We start from the raw sequence: 17,645 nt of genomic DNA, 5'->3' as shown, positions 1-17,645 counted from the left end.
GCGCGGAGTTGTGGGCCTCCATCCACGGCGGAATCCGCGACGAGGCCCGCAGCGAAGCCCGGGTGAAGGTTCGGCGCCGTGCTGCCGTGATCTGATCATCGAGGGTTGTCGCGTTCGTCGGGGCATTGGCTGTCGCCGATAGGGTGGGCACGTCGCGGTTGTCGACGGAGGTGTCCGTACCGTGCCCAGTCCAGGTCGACCCGAGTTCGCCGTCCTCGGTCCCGTCGAGGTCCACGTCGGAGCCGCGTCCGTACCGCTGGCGGGGCCCCGGATCCGTGCCCTCGTCGCCGTGCTCGCGCTGCGCGCCGGCGAGCCGGTGCCGGTGTGGCGGGTCATCGAGGCGCTGTGGGAGGGCGACCCGCCCGCGGGCGCCCGCAACCAGGTGCAGGTCTACATCTCCCGGATCCGCAAGGCCCTGCTCGCCGCTGGCTGCGCGGGGCCGGTGGTGCGGACGCGCGGTGAGGCGTACCTCCTCGATGTCGAGCCGGATCGGGTCGACGCCCTGCGGTTCGCCCGGCTGGTGGCGGCGGCCGAGGCGTGCCGGACCCGGGACGGCGGGCCGGCGGAGCAGGCCGAACTGCTGCGCGAGGCGCTGGCGCTCTGGCGGGGAAACGCCCTCGCGGACGTCACCGGGGCGGTGCTCGGCGTGGAGGCCGCCGCGCTGGAGGACGTCCGGTGCGCCGCCCAGGAGCGCCGGGTCGACCTGGACCTCGCCCGTGGGCGTCACGGTGACCTGGTAGCGGAGCTACGCGGTGCGGTGGCCGAGCGGCCACTACACGAGGGGTTCCGGCGCCGGCTCATGCTGGCGCTGGCCGGCTGCGGCCAGCCGGCCGAGGCGCTCGCGGCGTACCGGGAAGGACAGCGGCTGCTGCGCGAGGAACTGGGTCTGGACCCCAGCGAGGAACTTCAGGAGACGGCCCGGTCGATCCTGCGACGTACCGCGGCGCCGAGGCCGGACCCGACCGGCGATCGGCGGGCGCCGGTGGGCGGGCGGTTTGCCGCGGTGACCAGTTGCTCGCTGCCGCCGGCGGTGGCGGGATTCGTGGGACGCGGCACCGAGGCGAGCGCGCTGCGGGCGGGCCTGGACCGGGTCGGCGACTTCCCGGCCGTGGCGCTCGTGACCGGTGCGGGTGGGATCGGCAAGTCGACCCTCGGCATCCGGGTGGCGCACGAACTGCGCGGTACCTATCCGGACGGGCAGCTCTTCGTCGACCTGCGGGGGAGCCAGGCGGATCCGATGCCGCCGCGTGAGGCGCTCGGGCACCTGCTGCGCGGCCTGGGCGTGACCGGCGCGCTCCTGCCCGACGACCTGACCGAGCGCCTTCTGCTATACCGGTCGATGTCCGCCGACCGGCGCATTCTGATCATGCTGGACGACGCGGCGCACGAGCACCAGGTGCGGCCGTTGGTCCCGGGCGCGGGCGGCTCGGCGGTACTCCTGACCAGTCGTTCCCGGCTCGTCGGGCTCGACGACGCGACCCGGGTCGAGCTGGGTGTGCTGGCGCGCGCGGAGTCGCTGCGGCTGTTGGGCAGTATCGCCGGAGAGGACCGGCTCGCAGCGGCACCGGTGGCCGCCGGCCGGATCGCGCGGCTCTGTGGGGATCACCCGCTCGCGGTACGGATCGCCGCGGCCCGTCTCGCCGAACGCCCGCACCTGCGACCGGGCCGGCTGGCCGCTGAGCTGTCCGACGAACGGGCCCGGCTGGACGCGCTGCGCGCCGGTGACCTGGAGGTACGCGCGACACTGGCGGTCAGCTACGGCGGGCTGACCGAGGCCGAACGACGGGCGGTACGCCTGCTCAGCCTCGGCGACGTGCCGGACTTCCCCGCGTGGGCGGCGGCCTGCGTACTCGACCTGCCGCCGGACGAGGCCGAGGGGATCGTCGAGCGGGTCGCCGACGCGCGCCTGCTCGATCCGGTCGTCGCCGACGGAGGTACTGGCGAGGTCCGGTACCGTTTCCACGAGCTCGTCCGGCTGTTCGGCCGCGAGCGGGCGGCGGCCGAGGAGACGGCGGCGGCCCGGGCCGAGGCGGTACGCCGGCTCCTCGCCGGCTACCTGGTCGCCGCCGAAGAGGCGGATCGGATGGCGACCGGGATCGTCGGTGCCCCGCCCCTGGACGCGCCCCGGTACCCGCTGCCCGAGGACCGGTTGTCGGCTATCCGGGCCGATCCTCCGAACTGGTTCGCCCGGGAGCTGGCGGCGCTGGTCGCGCTGGTCCGGCAGGCGGCCACGATCGGGGAGGCGGTGGCGGCCTGCGGGCTCGCGGCGAGCATGGCGGAGTTCCTGGAGACGAGGAACTTCTACGACCACTGGTTCGACACCCACACTCAGGCGCTCGCCGCGGCCCGCGCCGTGCACGCCGTACCCGCGATCCTGGCGATGGTCCGTAACCTCGGCGAACTGCACACCATCCGCGACGACCACGCCGCCGCCGTCGACTGCTTCACCGAGGCGCTGGCGCTGTCCCGGCAGACCGGCGATCTCGCGTACACCGTTGCCGCGCTGGTCGGCCTCGGCTACCTGCAACGACTGGCCGGCCACTACGCCCGCAGTATCGAGTCGTTCACCGCCGCCGCCGAGGCTGCCCGCCGCGACGGTAACCGCAACGGCGAGATCTACGCCGAGCAGGGCGTCGGCGCGGTCTGGTTCGAGCAGGGCCGCCTCGACCAGGCCGCGACCCGGTACACCGAGTGCCTGCGCCGCAGCCGGGCCGCCGGATACCGGGCGGTCGAGGCGCAGGCACTGCGCGGTATCGGGCTGGTGCGGCTCGCCCGGGGCGAGCCGGCCGATGCGGCGGAGTCGTTCCGCCAGGCCCGGGAAATCAGCGCCGCGCTGGGCGACCAGCTCGTCGAGGCGTACGCCGTGCAGTTGCTGGGTCATGCCCACGCGCTCACCGGCGAGTACGCCCGGGCCGAAGCCCTGCTGCGGCAGGCCGACCGGGTCTTCGAGCGTTTCGACAGCCGGTTCGGTCTGGCGATGGTACTGGTCAGCCTCGCCACCATGCGGCTGGGCCAGCACCGCGTCGAGGAGGCCCGCGCGCTGCTGGAGCGGGCCTGCGGCCTCTGGCGCCGGCTCGGGATGCCGTACTGGGGCGCGCGGGCGCTGGACCTGCTCGCCGAAGCCCACCGGCGGACCGGTGACGGCCCGGCGGCGGACCGGGCCGCGGCCGAGGCGCGTGCGCTGCGGGTCACCGGTGCCGCCGAATCGGTCCGGGCGGCTGTGCCGACGCTTCCCGGCGGATCGGTACCGGCCTGCCGCTGAACGTTCTCGTGCGCGGGGTTCAGTCGGGTGTCAGCGCAGGTACAGCGCCCGTCGGCAGTCTGCTGGCGACAGTTTCCCTGCCACGGAACGGAGACCCGCGATGCGTTCACCGAAACGGATCCTGGCGGCGTTCGGCGCCACAGCCATGCTGACCACCGCGCTGGTCGGCATCGCCGCCGCACCGGCCAGCGCAGACCCCTGTCCCTCGGGGGCGACCTGCGCCTACACCTCGACGAACTGGGCCGGCGCGCCCGGCCCGGTGTACGGCGACAACAGAGATCTGTCCGGCTTCGCCAAGTGGCGGGGCGCGGAATCGATCTACAACAACGGCACGAGCTGCAACGTCTACGTCTACTCCGGCACCGGCTACAGCGGCGTCCGCTACCCGCTCGCCCGCGGCACCGGCTGGACGACGCTGAGCGGTTCGAGCATCTGGCATCACGCCTACAGCAACCGCTGGTACGGCTGCTGACCGTGATGCGACGCGCCTTCTCCGCGCTCGCGGCGGCGGCACTCGTCTCGGCGGGCCTGGTCGGCTGTGGGGGAGAACCCTCGGCCGACCGGGTCCGCCCGGCCCGGTTGTATCCGTTCGCCAGCGCGGTGTACTTCACCGCCGAGGAGGACCGCGTGCTCCAGGACGCGCTCGAGGACCGGACCGCGGCCTGCATGCGCGAGCGCGGCTTCGACTACCAACCCGTACGCGGTGGGTCGGCGGAGCCGGAGCCCGACAACCCGTACGCGCTGCTCGACACCCGTACCGCCGCCACTCACGGCTACGGCATCGTGCCGGCGGCGGTACGGCACCGCCAGCGGCCGGTGGCGACGGGCACCCCGCGCCCCGATCCGGCGTACGACCGTGCCCTCGTCGGCAGCCAGAACGCCCAGGTCACCCTGTCGTTGCCCGGAGGCGAGCAGGTGGCGGTGGCCAGCGACGGCTGCGTGGCGGCGGCGCGTACGGCGGTCTTCGGCGCCGACTGGGACGCGCTCTATTACACGTTCCAGTCGCTCAGCAACCGGGCGATCGAGCGGACCGGGCAGGATCCGGCGGTGAGCGCCGCGGTGGTGTCCTGGTCGGCGTGCGTCGCCGAGTCGGGTTACCAGGCGGCGACGCCCGCCGAGTTGCGCGAGCAGTTCGCGCAGCGGGCGCGGCAGGCCACCGACGACGCGGCGATGCGCGAGGTGGCGCGCGCCGAACTGGCCGGCGCCGGCGCGGACGCCACCTGCCAGGAGCGCGCTCGGCTGCGCGCGGTGACGGAACAGGCACAGGCCGCCGCCGAGCGCGATCTGCTCACCGCCCCCCTACAACAGGACCTGACCCGCCTCCGACACCTCAAGCAAGCCGCCCTGACCTCCGTTCCGCCGCCATGATTCGCGTGACCAGGGGCAAACTCCGGCGTTCCGTCGGCCGGGTGCGTTGTACCCGCGCCCCTGATCACGCGGATCCAGCCCGTACCCCGGCGCGGACTACCCGCGATGCCATCCCGACTCGTCGGGTCGGCGACCGAAAGCGATTCCGAAGGAGTTGGACATGCGCAGAATCTCCCTCGCGGCGTGCGTCGCACTCGCGGGCGTACTGCCCGTGCTGCCGGCACTGCCCGCGACAGCCGCGCCCGTCGACCAGGCGACCGTGTACGTGAACCCCGCCGCTGCCGCCGACGCCGGAGCCCCGGAGCGCCGTACCGGCCGGACACCCGGCACCGCCGTGGCCTCGATCGAGGAGGCGCAGGACGTCCTGCGTGCCCGGAACGTGAAGAACGCGAAGGTGCTCCTGCCCGCCGGCACCTACCGGTCGGCGTCGACCATCCGGGTGACCTGGTCGCCACCGGGTGGCCGGCTCACCCTCGGCACGATCGGCGTGGCGGCGGTGACCGTCGACTGCGGCACCTTCGACGACGGCAACGCCAACACCGAGTACGGGATGACGGTCACCGCCGACAACGTCACCGTCTCCAACTACGTCTTCCAGAACTGCCGCAACGGCGGAATCCGTGCCGCGGGTACCTCGGCGAACCGGCTCGACGGGTTGACCGTCACCGGCAACACGTTCCGGCGGCTCGGCGGCAAGTTCCAGAGTGGACCCGGCAACGGGTACGGCGCGGTGCACGCCACGTACACGACCGGGCTCAACGTCGAGGACAACCTCTTCCAGAACCTGGAGAACACCGAGAGTCCCGCCGCGATGCACGGGGTCTACGTCGCCAACTACGCGCGCGACACGGTGATCTACAACAACCGGTTCGAGCTGATCTCGGGCGACCCGGTGCGGACCCGCAACCGGGCGGACAACACCACCGTCGACCTCAACAAGTTCTGGCGGACCGGCGCGTACGCGATCTTCAGCGACTGGCGGTTCGACAGCGAGGGATGCAGCACGAACGGCTTGTTCGACCGGAACCAGGTCGGCACCACCTCGTACAACAACGACAGGTGGAACGAGGACGCGCAGGGCAGCATCAACCCGGTCCGGGTCCGCCTCTGGGGGCACGACGCGGCGACCAACGCCAATCTCTACGGCTGCGCCAGCGATCCGGTCCGCTTCGGCGGGAACAACGTCTACGTGACCAGCAAGCCCTGGTAGGACAGCCGTGGGCCGACCCCGTCAAGAACGACGTCCATCTGCCGCGGGCATACTGGATTCAAGCCGGCGGGGGATTCGGCCCACGTCCACACGGCGACCTTCGCTACCCAGGGCGGCTCCGGCATCCGAGCGGCGCTGCGTGCGGGGGACGGTTCCTGCCGGAGTGGACGTAGCTGTACCAGAGAGGATCTTGTATGTCTCGGACGTACCGGCGCGTGCTCGCGCGTATCGGTTTGACCCTTGGCCTTGCGCTCGCCTCGATCGCGTTCGTGGCCTCGCCCGCCTCGGCCCACACCCTGGGCCAAGCCGTCGTTTCGGCGCAGGGGTGCGGTTGGCCGAACGGCGCCTACACGGTGCTCACCAGGGTGGACCTGTGGGATGACCGGAACAACATGCCGCTGGGCGAGGTCTATGTGTTGTGGAACGGCAGCTATCAGGAGAACTGTGTGGTCACCCTCAGGGTCGGCCGGGCAGACGGCGTCGCCAGCTACACGGAGGCCGTCCTGGAGCGTCGGGGCATGAGCACCGTCAGGGACGAAGGGAACTACGCCCACTACGCGGCGGCCAGCGGTTACGCCGCCGGCACGTGCATCAGGTGGACGGGATCCATCGGGGCGATCTACGGCGGAGGCATCTACGGCACGACCACCACCGAGTGGAGGTACTGCGGCTAGCCCCTGGTCCGGCAGCCGTCGTCTGCGATCTGCCGCTGAACCCGGGTGGCGGCGGTGGCCACCGCCGCCACCCGGGCGGCCCTATTCGTCGACGAGAGCTGTCAGGTCGGCGGCGAAGCTGACCGTGACGGTAAGACCGCCGCCCGGGTGCGGGAGCACTCGCAGGTCCGCCCGGTGACTGTCGGCGATGGTACGCACGATCGCCAGCCCCAGCCCGCTACTCCCGCTCTGCGTCCGGGGCGGGGCGAGGCGCTGGAAGGGCCGCAGGATTCGGTCGACAGCGTCCTCCGGCACCACCGGACCTGTGTTGCTGATGGCCACTACCGCCCGCGTTCCACGCAGCGCGTCTCGACATCGACCCGCCCGCCGTCCAGGTTGTAGCGGATTGCGTTGTCGAGCAGGTTGCCGATCGACCCCCGCGGCGGCGAAGCTCCAGAGATAGGGCGCAGCAGCCGTACCATGCGCTGTCCCGTCGCAGGGTCGGCGTCCGGTGCTGGTGCGGACCGCGTGCTCGCCTCGGCAAGGTCAGTGGCGATGACGTCGACTCCTGGCCGTACCGGCCTCGCGGGCGGTGTGCGAGCCGTGGAATGGCGTGGTGAAACCGTCGTAGCAGAGCCGCAGCATCATCCCCTGATCCGCGTGCGGCAGGTTGTGGCAATGGTTCATCCAGATGCCGGGATTCGTCGCCCTGAACGCGACCTCCCACACCTCTCCTGGACTGACATCGAAGGTGTCCACCCACAACGGACTGCCGGACGACGGCGTACCGTTCCTGGCCAGGATCAGCACCGGATGGCCGTGCAGATGCCAGGGATGGGTTTCCAGGCTCCGGTTGAGCACGGTGAACCGGACGAGATCGCCCTCGGCCACGAGCTGATCCGGGATCGACGGGTGACCACGGCCGTTGACCGTCTGCGCGTACGTCGGCCGGCCGTCGACCATGGCCACACCACGGTCCAGAACCATGGTGAAGTGCCGGTCGGCACGGCTGCGGGCATCGAACGGCACGGCGGCCGGCGTGCCATATCGCAGCAGGTCGAGCACCGGCCAGCCGGAGGTGTCCTCGACGGCCGTGTCCGCGCCGACGGTACCGGCGCGGTCGTCCGGACGCAGCCGGAGGCCACCGGCGTGATCGTTGTCGAGGACGAGCGCCACCGGAGTGTCCGGCATGACGAAGACCAGGTCGTGCCGTCCGCCTGCGGGTAGGCGCAGTCCGGTGTCGCTGACCTCGCCGGGTTGGTGGAGATCCCGGCCGTCGACGGCCGCCACCCGGAAGGGCGTTCCGGCGAGCGCGAACCGGTGTGGACCCGAGTCGGTGTTGATCAGCCGCAACCGCACGGGCGTACCGGCCGGAGCGGTGTGGTCGGTGCGCCCGTCCTGGTCCGCGATCACGACAGTGCCGTCGAAGGTGTGCACGGGCAGGGTCAGATCCACCTGCTCGACGGAAGCACCGGCTTCGTCGATCTGTTCTCCGCGTGGTGTTACGACCAGGGTCCCGTACAGCCCTCGGCGCACGGCACGGTGCGACGCCTGATGGGTGTGGTACCAGTAGGTCCCCACCTGTTCGGCGCGGAATCGGTACACGAACTCCTCGCCGGGTGCCACCACGTCCTGGGTCACGCCCGGTACGCCGTCCTCACCGCACGCCACGTCGTAGCCGTGCCAGTGCACGGTCACGCCGTCGTCGATGTCGGTGTTGCGCAGGGTCACCTCGATCAGATCACCCTCGGTGGCGGTGATCGGCGGACCGGGTACCTGCCCGTTGTAGGTCCATGCGTGGATCTCACGTCCGGACGGGAGCCGGACGGTGGTGGTCTGCGCGGTGAGTACGTACTGCCGCCTGGTGCCGCCCGGTGCCGGTACGTCGGCCCCCCGCAGGTCGGCCACTGACACGCCGGTGGAACTGGACGAGCGCCCGGTACCGCCGCCGGTCGCGGCGGATTCGGCCGGTATGAGCAACAGCCCGAGGCCGGTGGTGCCGGTACTGGCCGCGACTGCTCCACCCCCCGCGAAGCTGATGAACCGGCGGCGCGAAAGCCCGGGCCTTCCCTGCGTCGACGGGGTGGGCGCGATGTCGGCGCCGCCGGTGGGGTCGACCGGCGCCGCCACGACGCGCGCGGTCAGCAGTGTGGCCGCCCCGACGAGGGAACTGGCGATCAATGCGGTGCTCCAGGTCAGGGGGTAACCGACCAGGAAGGTCACCACGAGTCCGGCCAGGGCCGCGTATCCGGCGGTGAGCAGCAGGACCACGCAACTTGCCGGTACCCCGTTGCCCGGCGCCGGGCCAGCGGCGCTCCCGGCTCCCGGCGCGCGCCTCGCCGCGAGTAGCCGCGGGCCGGCGATCAGGACGGCGGCCAACCCGGCGGCTCCCAGCATCGGCAGGCCGAACAGCACCTTCTCCTGCACGAACCACCAGCCTCGACCGGCCAGCATCGCCACCGTGACCACCCGGGCGAGAGTCACCAGCACCGAAGCGGCAAGGAGGCCGAGCGCGAGCCGGGCGCGCCGGGCGCCCGCGGTGGCGCCGGTCGCGGACCACGCGGCAACGCCCAACAGCGCGACCACATGGTCCACGATGATCAGCTGACCCGTCGTCATGACGTGGGTTGAGCCGGTCCGGACACCCGCGCGGCGCCGGCCGGTCGACCGGTCACCGCAGACCCCGGCAGCGCTCGCGACCGCCAGGCGACGGTCCCGGCCACGGCCAGGATGATCAGAGCGTTGACCGCGTGCAGACCGAAGACGACCTGGCCAGCCGTGGTGCTGGTGTCGCCCGTGCCGTCGAACGCCTTGGCGAGTTCCCGGATCACGACCTGGCCGACGGTCAGCCCGGCAACCAGACCAGTCATCCCGATGAGCCGGCCGGGCATCCGGGCCAGCGCGGCGACGATCGTCAACACGACCGCGAAGAGGAAGATCACGTACCCCAGCGAACGGTGCGGTTGGAAGGACTCGTCCTTGGGCGCCGTGTCGAACGCGGCGCTCGCGGCGAGGAAGAACTGTACGACGATGACCAGCACCAGCAGGGTCGCAAGGCCGGCGAATACTCTTCGCAAGGTAATGCTCCTCAGGTTGGATGTTCAGGTCAGGTGATTCGGGCGCCGTCTGATTCGGGCGCCGTCGCCCCGTGGACGACGGTCCGTCGCCGACCGCGCTCGCCGTCATGCGGGCGGCGGCTACCCAGCGGTTGCTGGCGGCAGGTGCCCGCCTCAGCGGGACAGGGCCGGTTCCGCGTCAGCGACGGGAGCAAGCCCGATCCCGGGATCCGATACATTCACAGTCGGGGCGGGTACGGGATGCGGGTCGGCCACTCCGGGCGCGGCTGTCGGTGCGGGTGTTCCCAGGCCGCCCAACAGCCGACGCAGGGTTACCGTCGCAGAGCCGGGTGCAGGTGGTCGCGGAGGAAGGCGAGGATCTCGCGGCGCGCGGGGCGGGCGGCCGGTACCAGGCCGGGGGTGCTGAGGAAGCTGTGGGTGGCCCTCGGATAGCAGGTCAGGCGGGCGTCGGTGCCGTCCTCGCGGAGCCGTTCGACGTACCGGCGTCCGTGGTCGGCCATCGGGTCCAGCGCGGCGGTGACGACCAGTGCCGGTGGCAGCCCGGCGAGGTTCTCGAACTTCACCGGGGACACGCTGCGCGGGTCGAGGGTCGGTGGCAGGCTCAGCTTGCGGCTCGCGCGCAGCCGGGACAGGGAGAGCGTGGGGTTGTCGGCCTTCTCCCTGATCGAGGGGTAGTCGGCCATGGTCTCGGTCCAGTCCGTGGCCGGGTAGTTCAGTACCTGGGCGCGTAGCGGCGGGCCGTCCTTTCGGGTATTCAACGCGATGAGTGCGGCGATCGTGCCGCCGGCGCTCTCACCCAGGACCGCGACGGCGGCAGGGTCGATGCCCCAGCCGGCGGCGTCGTCGACAAGCCGGACGAGCGTGTCGTGGCCGTCCTCGATCGGCTGCGGCAGTGGGTGTCGCGGGGCGAGGCGATATTCCACCGACACGACCACGGCCGGACAACGGGCCGCGAGGCGGCTGTTGAGCCAGTCGTTCTGCGCGGCGGTCCCCGCGATGAACCCTCCACCGTGGAACGAGACGATCAGTGGCAGCTTTCGAGCCGCGTTCCTCGGGCGGTGGACCCGCAGCATCAGGCGGCGGCCGGGAAGGTCGATCGCGGCTTCCTCGATGCGCGCGTGCCGGTCCGGCAGGCCGGTGACGATCCGTGCGGCCCGGGACGATCCCGCGCGGTTGACCTTCTCTCGCGCGGCGATCACCTCGTCGTCGGTCATCGCCTCCCAGTCCCGGGTGTCCCGGAGGATACGGATGCCCAGGGGAGCCCTGTCCTTCATGTCGTCCCGAACCCGGGCATGTGCTCTGCCATTGGCTGTCTCCTAACGTCCGTCAAGCGGCCGGGGCCACCGCGCGCTCCGCGGGCATGACAGCCAGCATCGCCGGCGCATCGCCGGGTGTATTGGAGAAATGTTCCGCTCCGCTGGTCAACGCCAGGAACGCCGGCTCGCGGCTCCCCGGCGGCCGGTGACGATGCGGTCGAGGGTATGCGGCCGGTAATCCCGTCGTCGGCGAGCGGCGAAGATCGAGAACTCGTACTAGCGGAAATTGGTTTGCTGTGGAAACCTATTGGCATGACCACTGATTCGGTACCCGCCGGCGGCGATCCCCGCCGGCTGCTGTCGGAGGTGCGCGGCCTCGCCCGCCGGGTGCGGGTGGACCAGCGGGTGACCTGGTTCGCGCTGCTGGTGCTGGCCACGGTGACGTTCGTGGGGATCCCGTTCGACTGGTACTTCCTCGTCCTGCGCTGCGTGGGCGACGACGCCGGGTGCCAGTTCTCGCGGCAAGGCGTGCTGTACTACTGGCCCCCGGCGTTGCTGCTGGCGTACGCGGCGATCGCCGCCTGCTACGTGCGGGTCGCCCGGGCACGAGGGCTGGGCGCCCGGGTGCTGCCGTACGCGCTCACCGGTGTCGCGCTGACCGTCCTCTTCACCGCCGCGTGGGTGGCGGCGCGGCTGTACTTCCCGAGCCACCCACAGACGGCGCCGCTCCCGTACTGGGTGTTGGTGCTGGACCGGCTGGTCGCGCCGTGGGGCACGATCGGGGTGGCGCTGCTGGTACTGGCCCGACTGGAGCGCAACGTCGCGCTGCTGGTGTTCACCCTCGGCTACCTGACGGTGGCGCTGGTACCGATCGACTTCGGCTGGCACTGGCAGGGCCAGGACGGCACGGTGTTCCTGCCGCAGCAGATCATCAACGGCACCGTGCTGCTGCTGGGCGCGATCGGCTTCGCGCTGGCCGGCCGGCGGCGCCGGTGACCGCCGAGACCGGGGCCCCGGACCCGCAGGAGGCGGCCAGCCACCCGGTCACCGGGCTGGACGAGGTGGTGCACCAGCGGGTACGGCTGGGCATCCTCACCATCGCGCACGAGGCGCGCCGGGCGGAGTTCGGCTACCTGCGCACCCAACTGGACCTGACTGCCGGAAACCTCTCCAAGCACCTGAGCGTGCTGGAGGCGGCCGGGCTGATCGAGGTCGAGAAGGGCTACGCCGGAAAGCGCGGCCGTACCTGGATCACCCTCACCGCTGCCGGCGACACCGCCCTCGCCGACGAGATCGCGCGACTCAAGCTGCTCATCGCCCGCGTCGAGACCACCGACACCCTGGAGGGCCGGTGACCACCGCACTGACCCGCCGCCACCTGCTCGCCGCCGCGCTCGCCACCGGGGTCGCCGTACCGCTCGGCGCCGGCCGCGGGTGGGCGGCCCCGGCCCCGGGTGCGCCCGGCCCGGCCCGGCTCACGAGCCGCTGCTCGTTTGTCCTCTATGGACTCACGCGGTGCTGATCAGATGACCGACGTGTTCCGGCTCGTCCACCTGCACATAGTGTCGCGCGGCGGGCAGCAGGTGCAGTTCCGTGTTGGGGAACAGGTCCGCGAACCGCCGTGCCACCCGGGCGTTGAGATACCGGTCCCGCGCGCCGAAGACCACCCGGACGGGTGGAGTGAACCGGCGCATCTCCGCGACCCGCCCGCGCCTGCGCAGCAGCGTGCCGAGCAGGTCCTCGTTGAGGCGGAAGAACGCGGGCTGGGCCGGCGGGAAGTCCTGGGCCAGCCGTGGGACCAGTTCCCGGCGTACCGTGGGATCGCTGATGAACGCGCCGACCTGCCAGGCGTACAGGCGCCCTTGGACTGCGGGGCGACGGCGGGCCAGGACCCGGGCGAGGGCGTTCACTCCCGGTGTGGAGAAGAGCGCGATGACCGGTGGACGGCGCATGCCGGGCAGCCATTGGTAATACGTGTTGAGCAACACCAGCGCCGCGACCCGGTCGGGATTGCGTAACGCCCAGTCGATGGCGGGTGGTCCGGATGCGTCGTGCGCCACGAGGACCACCCGATTCTGGCCCAGGTGGTGCGACACCGCGTCCAGTACCGCGGCCAGGTCGAGCATCTGGTTGTCGGCCGTGTACGGGTAGCCCGCCGGCTTGTCGGAGCGACCCCAGCCGAGGAAGTCGAACCGCACCACCGGCCGCTCCCCGTCCAGGTGCGGCAGCAGCCGGTCGTACAGGTGGAGGTTGTCGGGGAAGCCGTGCATCAACACGATGGGCACCCCGGTGCCCGGCCTCACCTCGGCGTACAGCCGATGCCCGCCGCGCACTACCGGCAGCAGACTCGCGGTCACCAGCCGACCGTAGCAGCGAAAACGTGCCCGGTGAGCGCGGTCCCGCAATTCGCCGAGCCAGCCCCCTGTGGGCGGCCACCTTGGCGGAGATCACCTCCTACCGTCGCCGCCCGGGCACCAGCTAGGCCGTCCAGAGCAGGCAGAAGGGCTTGCCGGCGGGATCGGCGTACACCCGCCAGTTCACGCCCTCACCCGGAAGTCGGGTGGCGCCGATGTCCAGGGCGGCCCGCTCGGCCGCGTCCACGTCCTGGACCGTCACGTCGAGGTGGACCTGCTGCGGGTACGCCGGATCCGGCCAGCGTGGTGCGGTGTAGCGCTCCACCTGCTGGAACATCACCGGCTGGGCGCCGTCCTCGCCGATCATGGCGATCCCGTCCGCCTCGTACGTCACCGGCTTGCCGAGCAGCTCCGCGTAGAAGTGGCTCAACGCCTTGGCGTCGGGGCAGTCCAGCATGACGCCCATCAGGGTGACCGCCGGATCGTCCGGGTTGGCACACACGTCGAACGGGTGACCGGCCGGATCGGCCAGCGTGTGCCACCGCTCGTTGCGGCGCAGCAGGGTGGCCCCGAGGTGTTGGGCCCGCTCGGCCGCCGCGTCGATGTCCGGTACCCGGAAATCGAGGTGGGCCTGCTGCGGCCGATCCTGGCCCGGCCAGCGTGGCGGCACGTGGTCGGTGGCCTGTTGCAGTCCGATTCGCCAGCCGTCGTCGGTGTGCAGGGTGACCCAGTCGTCCTCGGTGCCGGGGGCGCGGTGCCAGCCCGCGAACCGCTCGTAGAAGGTGGCCAGCCGGTCGAGGTCCGGGACGTCCAGCACCACGGTCTTGAGGGTGCCGATCGCCCGGCGGTGCGGCTCGGAGGTCATGCACCCGATCCTGCCGAATCGGTCGGCGTCCCGCCACCACCGCCGAACGGCTCTTCGACGCCGGACGGTCTCGGTGCGCATTCGGTCGTGGAGGCAGTGGGGACCCCGGAGGCGATGACGCAGTCGATCAACGCGGCCCGGCCCGGCGGGCACGTGGGCTTCGTCGGTGTCCTGCACGACGTCGTGCTGCGCGGCGAGGACATCTTCATGACCCACGTCCACCTGCATGGCGGACCGGCGCCGGTGCGCCGGTTCCTGCCCGAACTCGTCGAACTCATCTGGCGGCGTCAGATTGATCCCGGCAAGGTGTTCGACCTGGAGCTGCCGATCGACCAAGCCGCCGAGGGGTACCGGGCGATGGACGAGCGCCGCGCCATCAAGGTCCTGCTGCGGCCGTGACGTCGACCTGACCAGCGGGCGGTCGCTGCATGAGAGCGAACCACCGGCCGAAGCATTGCCTGAGCGCTACGCGGTTCAGTTGAAAGAGTTTCATGGGAACGGCGTGTCGGCGGCTTGTCGTTGACCCGGCCGCGGCCTTTAGTCAGCCTCGTGCCATGAGTACCGCGTCAGTTTCGATTATGAACAGCAGTCGCCTATACCGTGACGGTGTACTGGTCGACGAGGGCTTTCCGGTGCGGGAGATGGCCGGGCGGTTGTCGACCGACGACCGTGCGGTCGGCTGGCTGGACCTGCACCGACCTTCCGAGGAGGATCTGCACTGGCTGACGCGGACTTTCCACCTCCATTCCCTGGCCGTCGAGGACATGACGCACGATGCCCGACGCGCCAAGTTGAGCCGATACGACAGCCATCTTCTCCTCTCCACCTATCTGGTACGGCTGCACAACGACGGCGGATTCGCCAGCGCCTGGCTGTCGGCGTTCGTCACGCCCAGGCTGCTGATCACCGTGCACCACGACGACTTCGACCTGGACGAACTGCGCCTTCGGTGGGACGAAGACCGCGAGTTGGCCGTACACGGCGTGGCATTCCTGTTCTACGTCCTGCTGGACATGATCATCGACAACCAGTACACCTCCGTACGAGAGCTGGACGCCGCACTCCAACGGCTGGAAGACGACCTGTTCAACGAAGGGAGCCGGGTCCCGCTCCAGAGGAGGATCTTCCATGCCCGGCGGCACATGGTGCGGCTGCGGGAGGTCGCGCTGCCCATGCGAGAGGTCGTCAACTCCGTGATGCGGCCGACGATGCACGTGGTTCCCCAGGAAATGGTTCCCTACTACCAGACTGTCTACGACCACGCGCTACGAGTGGTCGAATGGACCGACACCCAACGCGATCTTCTGGTCAGCATTCTCGACACCAACATGATGATGCAGAGCAACCAACTGAACGTGATCGTCAAGCAGGTCACGAGCTGGGCCGCGGTCATCGCCGTACCGACGGCGGTCGCCGGCTACTTCGGCCAGAACGTCGGATTTCCCTGGCACCACACCACCGGATTCGTCATCTCCACAGTCCTGACCGTCGGCTTCGCCGCCGCGTTGTTCGTGGTCTTCCGCCGCAAGGGGTGGCTGTGACGCTTGGGCGCACGGCCAGGCCCGGGTAACCGAACACGGCTCAGTGCAGGCTGTCCGCGCTGGCGGAGGGTGTGGCTGCGGCGGCCACTGCGGGACGCATCCGGAACGCGACGACCAACGCGAGGACGATCACCACGGCCATGGCCAGGAAGGCGTCGGAGAAGGCGGCGCCTTCGTGGCCGGTGTGTAGGGGGTTGACGGCGCTGCCGCTCTGCTGCCTCGCGGTCACCAGTACGCCCAACAGGGCCGGGCCGGCGCCGGCGCCGAGGAACTGGGCTCCTTGGAGGATCCCGAGGCCGACTCCGACCTGGTCGGCCGGCAACGCACTGGCCGCGGTACTGATGATCGGGGTGATCACGAAGATGAAGCCGATACTGAGCCCGAGAATCCCGGCCGCGGCGGGAATCACCGACCTGCCTCCCGCGAAGGTCGAGAGGAACAGGGCGAAGAGTCCGATGGCCGCGAGGCCGGCCAGCACCAGAGATCGGGTACCGATGCGGTCGGCGAGGCGGCCGATCAGCGGCGAGAGGACGGCGACGGCAACCCCGGCCGGGATCATGACCAGGGCGCCCGCTCCCGGGTCGAGCCCGTTGACGTCGACCACCAGCAGGGGAACGAGTACCAGGCCGCCGAGGTTGACGGTCATGGCCAGGAAGGCGATGGTGACCGTGGCCCGGTAGACCTGGTTGGTGAAGAGCGCGGGCGGGACGAACGGCTGTGCGACGTGCATGGTGCGCCATCCGAAGAGCGCGATCGCCACGACCGCCACCACGAGGCTGGCCCAGGACGAGGGTGCGGTGAAGCCGGCGACCTGTGCCTGGGTGATGCCGTACAGCACCAGCCCGGCGCCGAGGCCCAGCAGGATGCCGCCGGGAAGGTCGAACCGACGCGCCCCCTCCGGCGATTCTCCCGGTAGCACGCGCAGCGCTGCCGGGAGCTGCAACAACGTGACCACGAGCATGAGCCAGAACAGCGCGGGCCAGCCGAGGAGTTGGCCGATTCCGCCACCGATGGCCGGCCCGGCGGCGGTGCCGACACCCGTGGCCGCGGAGAGGACGCCGATCCCCATCCCTCGCTTCTCCGCCGGCATCAACCTGGTGACGGCAATGATCGAGAGTACGGGTATCGCCGCCGCCCCCGCCCCCATCACGATCCTCCCGAGTACGAGCACGAGGAGATCCGGGGCGAGCGCGCAGACGAGGCTCCCGGCGGCGTAGCTGAGCAGGCCGAGACTGAAGAGACGACGCAGGCTCACCCGGTCCGAGATGCGGCCGTAGATGGGGATGCCGACCGAGAACATCAGCAGGAAGCCGGTGACGACCCACGCGAGCTCCGCCTCGGAAGCCCCGAACTCCGCTCCGATCGACGGGAGCATGAGGTTGACCATGTCGCTGGCGACCACCGTGACGAGCATCGCCGGCAGGAGAACTGCCAACAGGGCCGGTCCGGAGCCGGTCCGTTCGGTGTTGGTTGATGCGGAGGTCATTCGGCGTACCCTTCGCGTGGCACTTACTGCCACTGTTGTAGTTACAGTTTGGGTAAGAAAATGGCGGAGGACCTGCCTCCGCCACTGCTCGGTCAGTGATTCGCCGGCGCCGCTCCACGCTCGGCGGCGAGTACCTGTTGCACCAGGTGGGCGATGGTCGTCCGGCCCAGCCGCTCCTGCATGACCTGTTCCGCGTCCCGGAACTCCGTCTCGAGCAGGTTCTGCATGTGGCGCCCGACCTCGCACGCGTCACTGGGCGGATGGGCGTGCCGGGAGAGGATCGGCCCCGCCTCGACAGCGGTGTACGCGTCGTAGAGCGTGATCTCGCGTGCTCCGCGGGCCAGGGACCAGCCGCCCCCGCGCCCCTCGGTGGACGACACCAGGCCGGCGTCCCGCAGGCTGCCGAGGATCCGCCGGACGAGAACCGGATTGCTCGCCAGACTCTCCGCGATCTCCGCGGAGGTCAGCGAGCGGTCCCAGCGCGCCAACATCGTGAGCGCGTGAATCGCCACCGCACTCCTGCTGCTGAGACCCACCGCGCCCCCTTTTGGCCACCGTGACGCCACCCGTCGA

The 17,645-nt window shown here is 70.9% G+C and carries 18 protein-coding genes; 10 read left to right on the top strand and 8 right to left on the bottom strand.

From position 1 onward, the window contains the following. The first annotated feature begins 181 nt into the window (after nt 1-181). The 5 genes from Pma05_RS36330 (at nt 182) to Pma05_RS36310 (ending at nt 6,514) form a co-directional block, all read left to right on the top strand. On the top strand, nt 182-3,262 hold the full coding sequence (locus tag Pma05_RS36330) for an AfsR/SARP family transcriptional regulator (protein ID WP_203862066.1): 3,081 nt from the start codon (nt 182-184) through the stop codon (nt 3,260-3,262). A 100-nt stretch (nt 3,263-3,362) separates the two neighbouring features. Further along, nucleotides 3,363-3,734 carry a peptidase inhibitor family I36 protein gene (locus Pma05_RS36325; protein ID WP_203862065.1) on the top strand — a complete coding sequence of 124 codons (372 nt, stop codon included), beginning with the start codon at nt 3,363-3,365 and terminating at the stop codon, nt 3,732-3,734. 2 nt (nt 3,735-3,736) lie between these two features. Then, nucleotides 3,737-4,630: a hypothetical protein gene (locus tag Pma05_RS36320; protein ID WP_203862064.1), complete on the top strand. Its 894-nt coding sequence runs from the start codon at nt 3,737-3,739 to the stop codon at nt 4,628-4,630. Nucleotides 4,631-4,790: 160 nt separating this feature from the next. Next, entirely contained in the window at nt 4,791-5,840 is a 1,050-nt protein-coding gene (locus Pma05_RS36315; RefSeq protein WP_203862063.1) for a right-handed parallel beta-helix repeat-containing protein, read from the top strand. 194 nt (nt 5,841-6,034) lie between these two features. Further along, the gene (locus tag Pma05_RS36310) at nt 6,035-6,514 is read left to right on the top strand and encodes a hypothetical protein (protein ID WP_203862062.1); all 480 of its coding nucleotides are present in this window, start codon (nt 6,035-6,037) and stop codon (nt 6,512-6,514) included. Between the two features lie 81 nt (nt 6,515-6,595). Here the strand turns inward: Pma05_RS36310 and Pma05_RS36305 are convergent, their stop codons facing one another. From Pma05_RS36305 to Pma05_RS36290, 4 genes are all read right to left on the bottom strand, one after another. Next, on the bottom strand, nt 6,596-6,856 hold the full coding sequence (locus tag Pma05_RS36305; protein ID WP_307837006.1) for a sensor histidine kinase: 261 nt from the start codon (nt 6,854-6,856) through the stop codon (nt 6,596-6,598). Between the two features lie 183 nt (nt 6,857-7,039). Beyond that, the gene (locus Pma05_RS36300) at nt 7,040-9,112 is read right to left on the bottom strand and encodes a multicopper oxidase family protein (RefSeq protein WP_203862060.1); all 2,073 of its coding nucleotides are present in this window, start codon (nt 9,110-9,112) and stop codon (nt 7,040-7,042) included. Further along, nucleotides 9,109-9,570, bottom strand: coding sequence for a DUF6220 domain-containing protein (locus Pma05_RS36295; RefSeq protein WP_203862059.1), 462 nt, complete (start codon nt 9,568-9,570; stop codon nt 9,109-9,111). Before Pma05_RS36295 ends, Pma05_RS36300 begins: the two co-directional genes overlap by 4 nt. A gap of 311 nt (nt 9,571-9,881) precedes the next feature. Beyond that, the gene (locus Pma05_RS36290; protein ID WP_203862101.1) at nt 9,882-10,784 is read right to left on the bottom strand and encodes an alpha/beta hydrolase; all 903 of its coding nucleotides are present in this window, start codon (nt 10,782-10,784) and stop codon (nt 9,882-9,884) included. A 354-nt stretch (nt 10,785-11,138) separates the two neighbouring features. Here Pma05_RS36290 and Pma05_RS36285 point away from each other — a divergent pair, with 354 nt between their 5' ends. The 3 genes from Pma05_RS36285 to Pma05_RS36275 are packed head-to-tail and all read left to right on the top strand — an operon-like array spanning nt 11,139 to nt 12,348. After that, nucleotides 11,139-11,822, top strand: coding sequence for a hypothetical protein (locus Pma05_RS36285; RefSeq protein WP_203862058.1), 684 nt, complete (start codon nt 11,139-11,141; stop codon nt 11,820-11,822). Further along, entirely contained in the window at nt 11,819-12,181 is a 363-nt protein-coding gene (locus Pma05_RS36280) for a transcriptional regulator (RefSeq protein WP_203862057.1), read from the top strand. The genes Pma05_RS36285 and Pma05_RS36280 overlap by 4 nt, the downstream gene beginning before the upstream one ends. After that, nucleotides 12,178-12,348, top strand: coding sequence for a hypothetical protein (locus Pma05_RS36275; protein ID WP_203862056.1), 171 nt, complete (start codon nt 12,178-12,180; stop codon nt 12,346-12,348). The genes Pma05_RS36280 and Pma05_RS36275 overlap by 4 nt, the downstream gene beginning before the upstream one ends. On the opposite strand, the gene Pma05_RS36270 is transcribed toward Pma05_RS36275, so the two are convergent. Both Pma05_RS36270 and Pma05_RS36265 read right to left on the bottom strand, forming a co-directional pair. Then, a complete protein-coding gene (locus Pma05_RS36270; RefSeq protein WP_203862055.1) occupies nt 12,335-13,183 on the bottom strand; it encodes an alpha/beta fold hydrolase in 849 nt (282 codons plus the stop codon). The genes Pma05_RS36275 and Pma05_RS36270 overlap by 14 nt on opposite strands. Before the next feature lie 121 nt (nt 13,184-13,304). After that, complete coding sequence (locus Pma05_RS36265; protein ID WP_203862054.1) at nt 13,305-14,045, bottom strand: VOC family protein; 741 nt, start codon at nt 14,043-14,045, stop codon at nt 13,305-13,307. Nucleotides 14,046-14,132: 87 nt separating this feature from the next. On the opposite strand from Pma05_RS36265, the gene Pma05_RS36260 reads away from it, so the two are divergent. Next, entirely contained in the window at nt 14,133-14,444 is a 312-nt protein-coding gene (locus Pma05_RS36260) for an MDR/zinc-dependent alcohol dehydrogenase-like family protein (protein ID WP_239313852.1), read from the top strand. 155 nt (nt 14,445-14,599) lie between these two features. After that, nucleotides 14,600-15,586, top strand: coding sequence for a magnesium transporter CorA family protein (locus tag Pma05_RS36255; protein WP_203862053.1), 987 nt, complete (start codon nt 14,600-14,602; stop codon nt 15,584-15,586). Nucleotides 15,587-15,626: 40 nt separating this feature from the next. Here Pma05_RS36255 and Pma05_RS36250 read toward each other — a convergent pair whose 3' ends face one another. Both Pma05_RS36250 and Pma05_RS36245 read right to left on the bottom strand, forming a co-directional pair. Further along, entirely contained in the window at nt 15,627-17,072 is a 1,446-nt protein-coding gene (locus Pma05_RS36250; RefSeq protein ID WP_203862052.1) for an MFS transporter, read from the bottom strand. A gap of 92 nt (nt 17,073-17,164) precedes the next feature. After that, entirely contained in the window at nt 17,165-17,608 is a 444-nt protein-coding gene (locus tag Pma05_RS36245) for an Rrf2 family transcriptional regulator (protein WP_275414806.1), read from the bottom strand. Nucleotides 17,609-17,645 lie beyond the last annotated feature (37 nt).

This window comes from Plantactinospora mayteni, from assembly GCF_016862935.1.
Taxonomy (GTDB): domain Bacteria; phylum Actinomycetota; class Actinomycetes; order Mycobacteriales; family Micromonosporaceae; genus Plantactinospora; species Plantactinospora mayteni.
This window is presented reverse-complemented; position numbering and strand designations above follow the sequence as displayed.

What these genes read in the sequence shown, in the direction of transcription:
- Pma05_RS36325 (WP_203862065.1), top strand. Translation starts at nt 3,363, where the DNA reads ATGCGTTCACCGAAACGGATCCTGGCGGCGTTCGGCGCCACAGCCATG.
- Pma05_RS36315 (WP_203862063.1), top strand. Translation starts at nt 4,791, where the DNA reads ATGCGCAGAATCTCCCTCGCGGCGTGCGTCGCACTCGCGGGCGTACTG.
- Pma05_RS36310 (WP_203862062.1), top strand. Translation starts at nt 6,035, where the DNA reads ATGTCTCGGACGTACCGGCGCGTGCTCGCGCGTATCGGTTTGACCCTT.
- Pma05_RS36300 (WP_203862060.1), bottom strand. Translation starts at nt 9,112, where the DNA reads ATGACGACGGGTCAGCTGATCATCGTGGACCATGTGGTCGCGCTGTTG.
- Pma05_RS36290 (WP_203862101.1), bottom strand. Translation starts at nt 10,784, where the DNA reads ATGACCGACGACGAGGTGATCGCCGCGCGAGAGAAGGTCAACCGCGCG.
- Pma05_RS36285 (WP_203862058.1), top strand. Translation starts at nt 11,139, where the DNA reads ATGACCACTGATTCGGTACCCGCCGGCGGCGATCCCCGCCGGCTGCTG.
- Pma05_RS36265 (WP_203862054.1), bottom strand. Translation starts at nt 14,045, where the DNA reads ATGACCTCCGAGCCGCACCGCCGGGCGATCGGCACCCTCAAGACCGTG.
- Pma05_RS36255 (WP_203862053.1), top strand. Translation starts at nt 14,600, where the DNA reads ATGAGTACCGCGTCAGTTTCGATTATGAACAGCAGTCGCCTATACCGT.
- Pma05_RS36250 (WP_203862052.1), bottom strand. Translation starts at nt 17,072, where the DNA reads ATGACCTCCGCATCAACCAACACCGAACGGACCGGCTCCGGACCGGCC.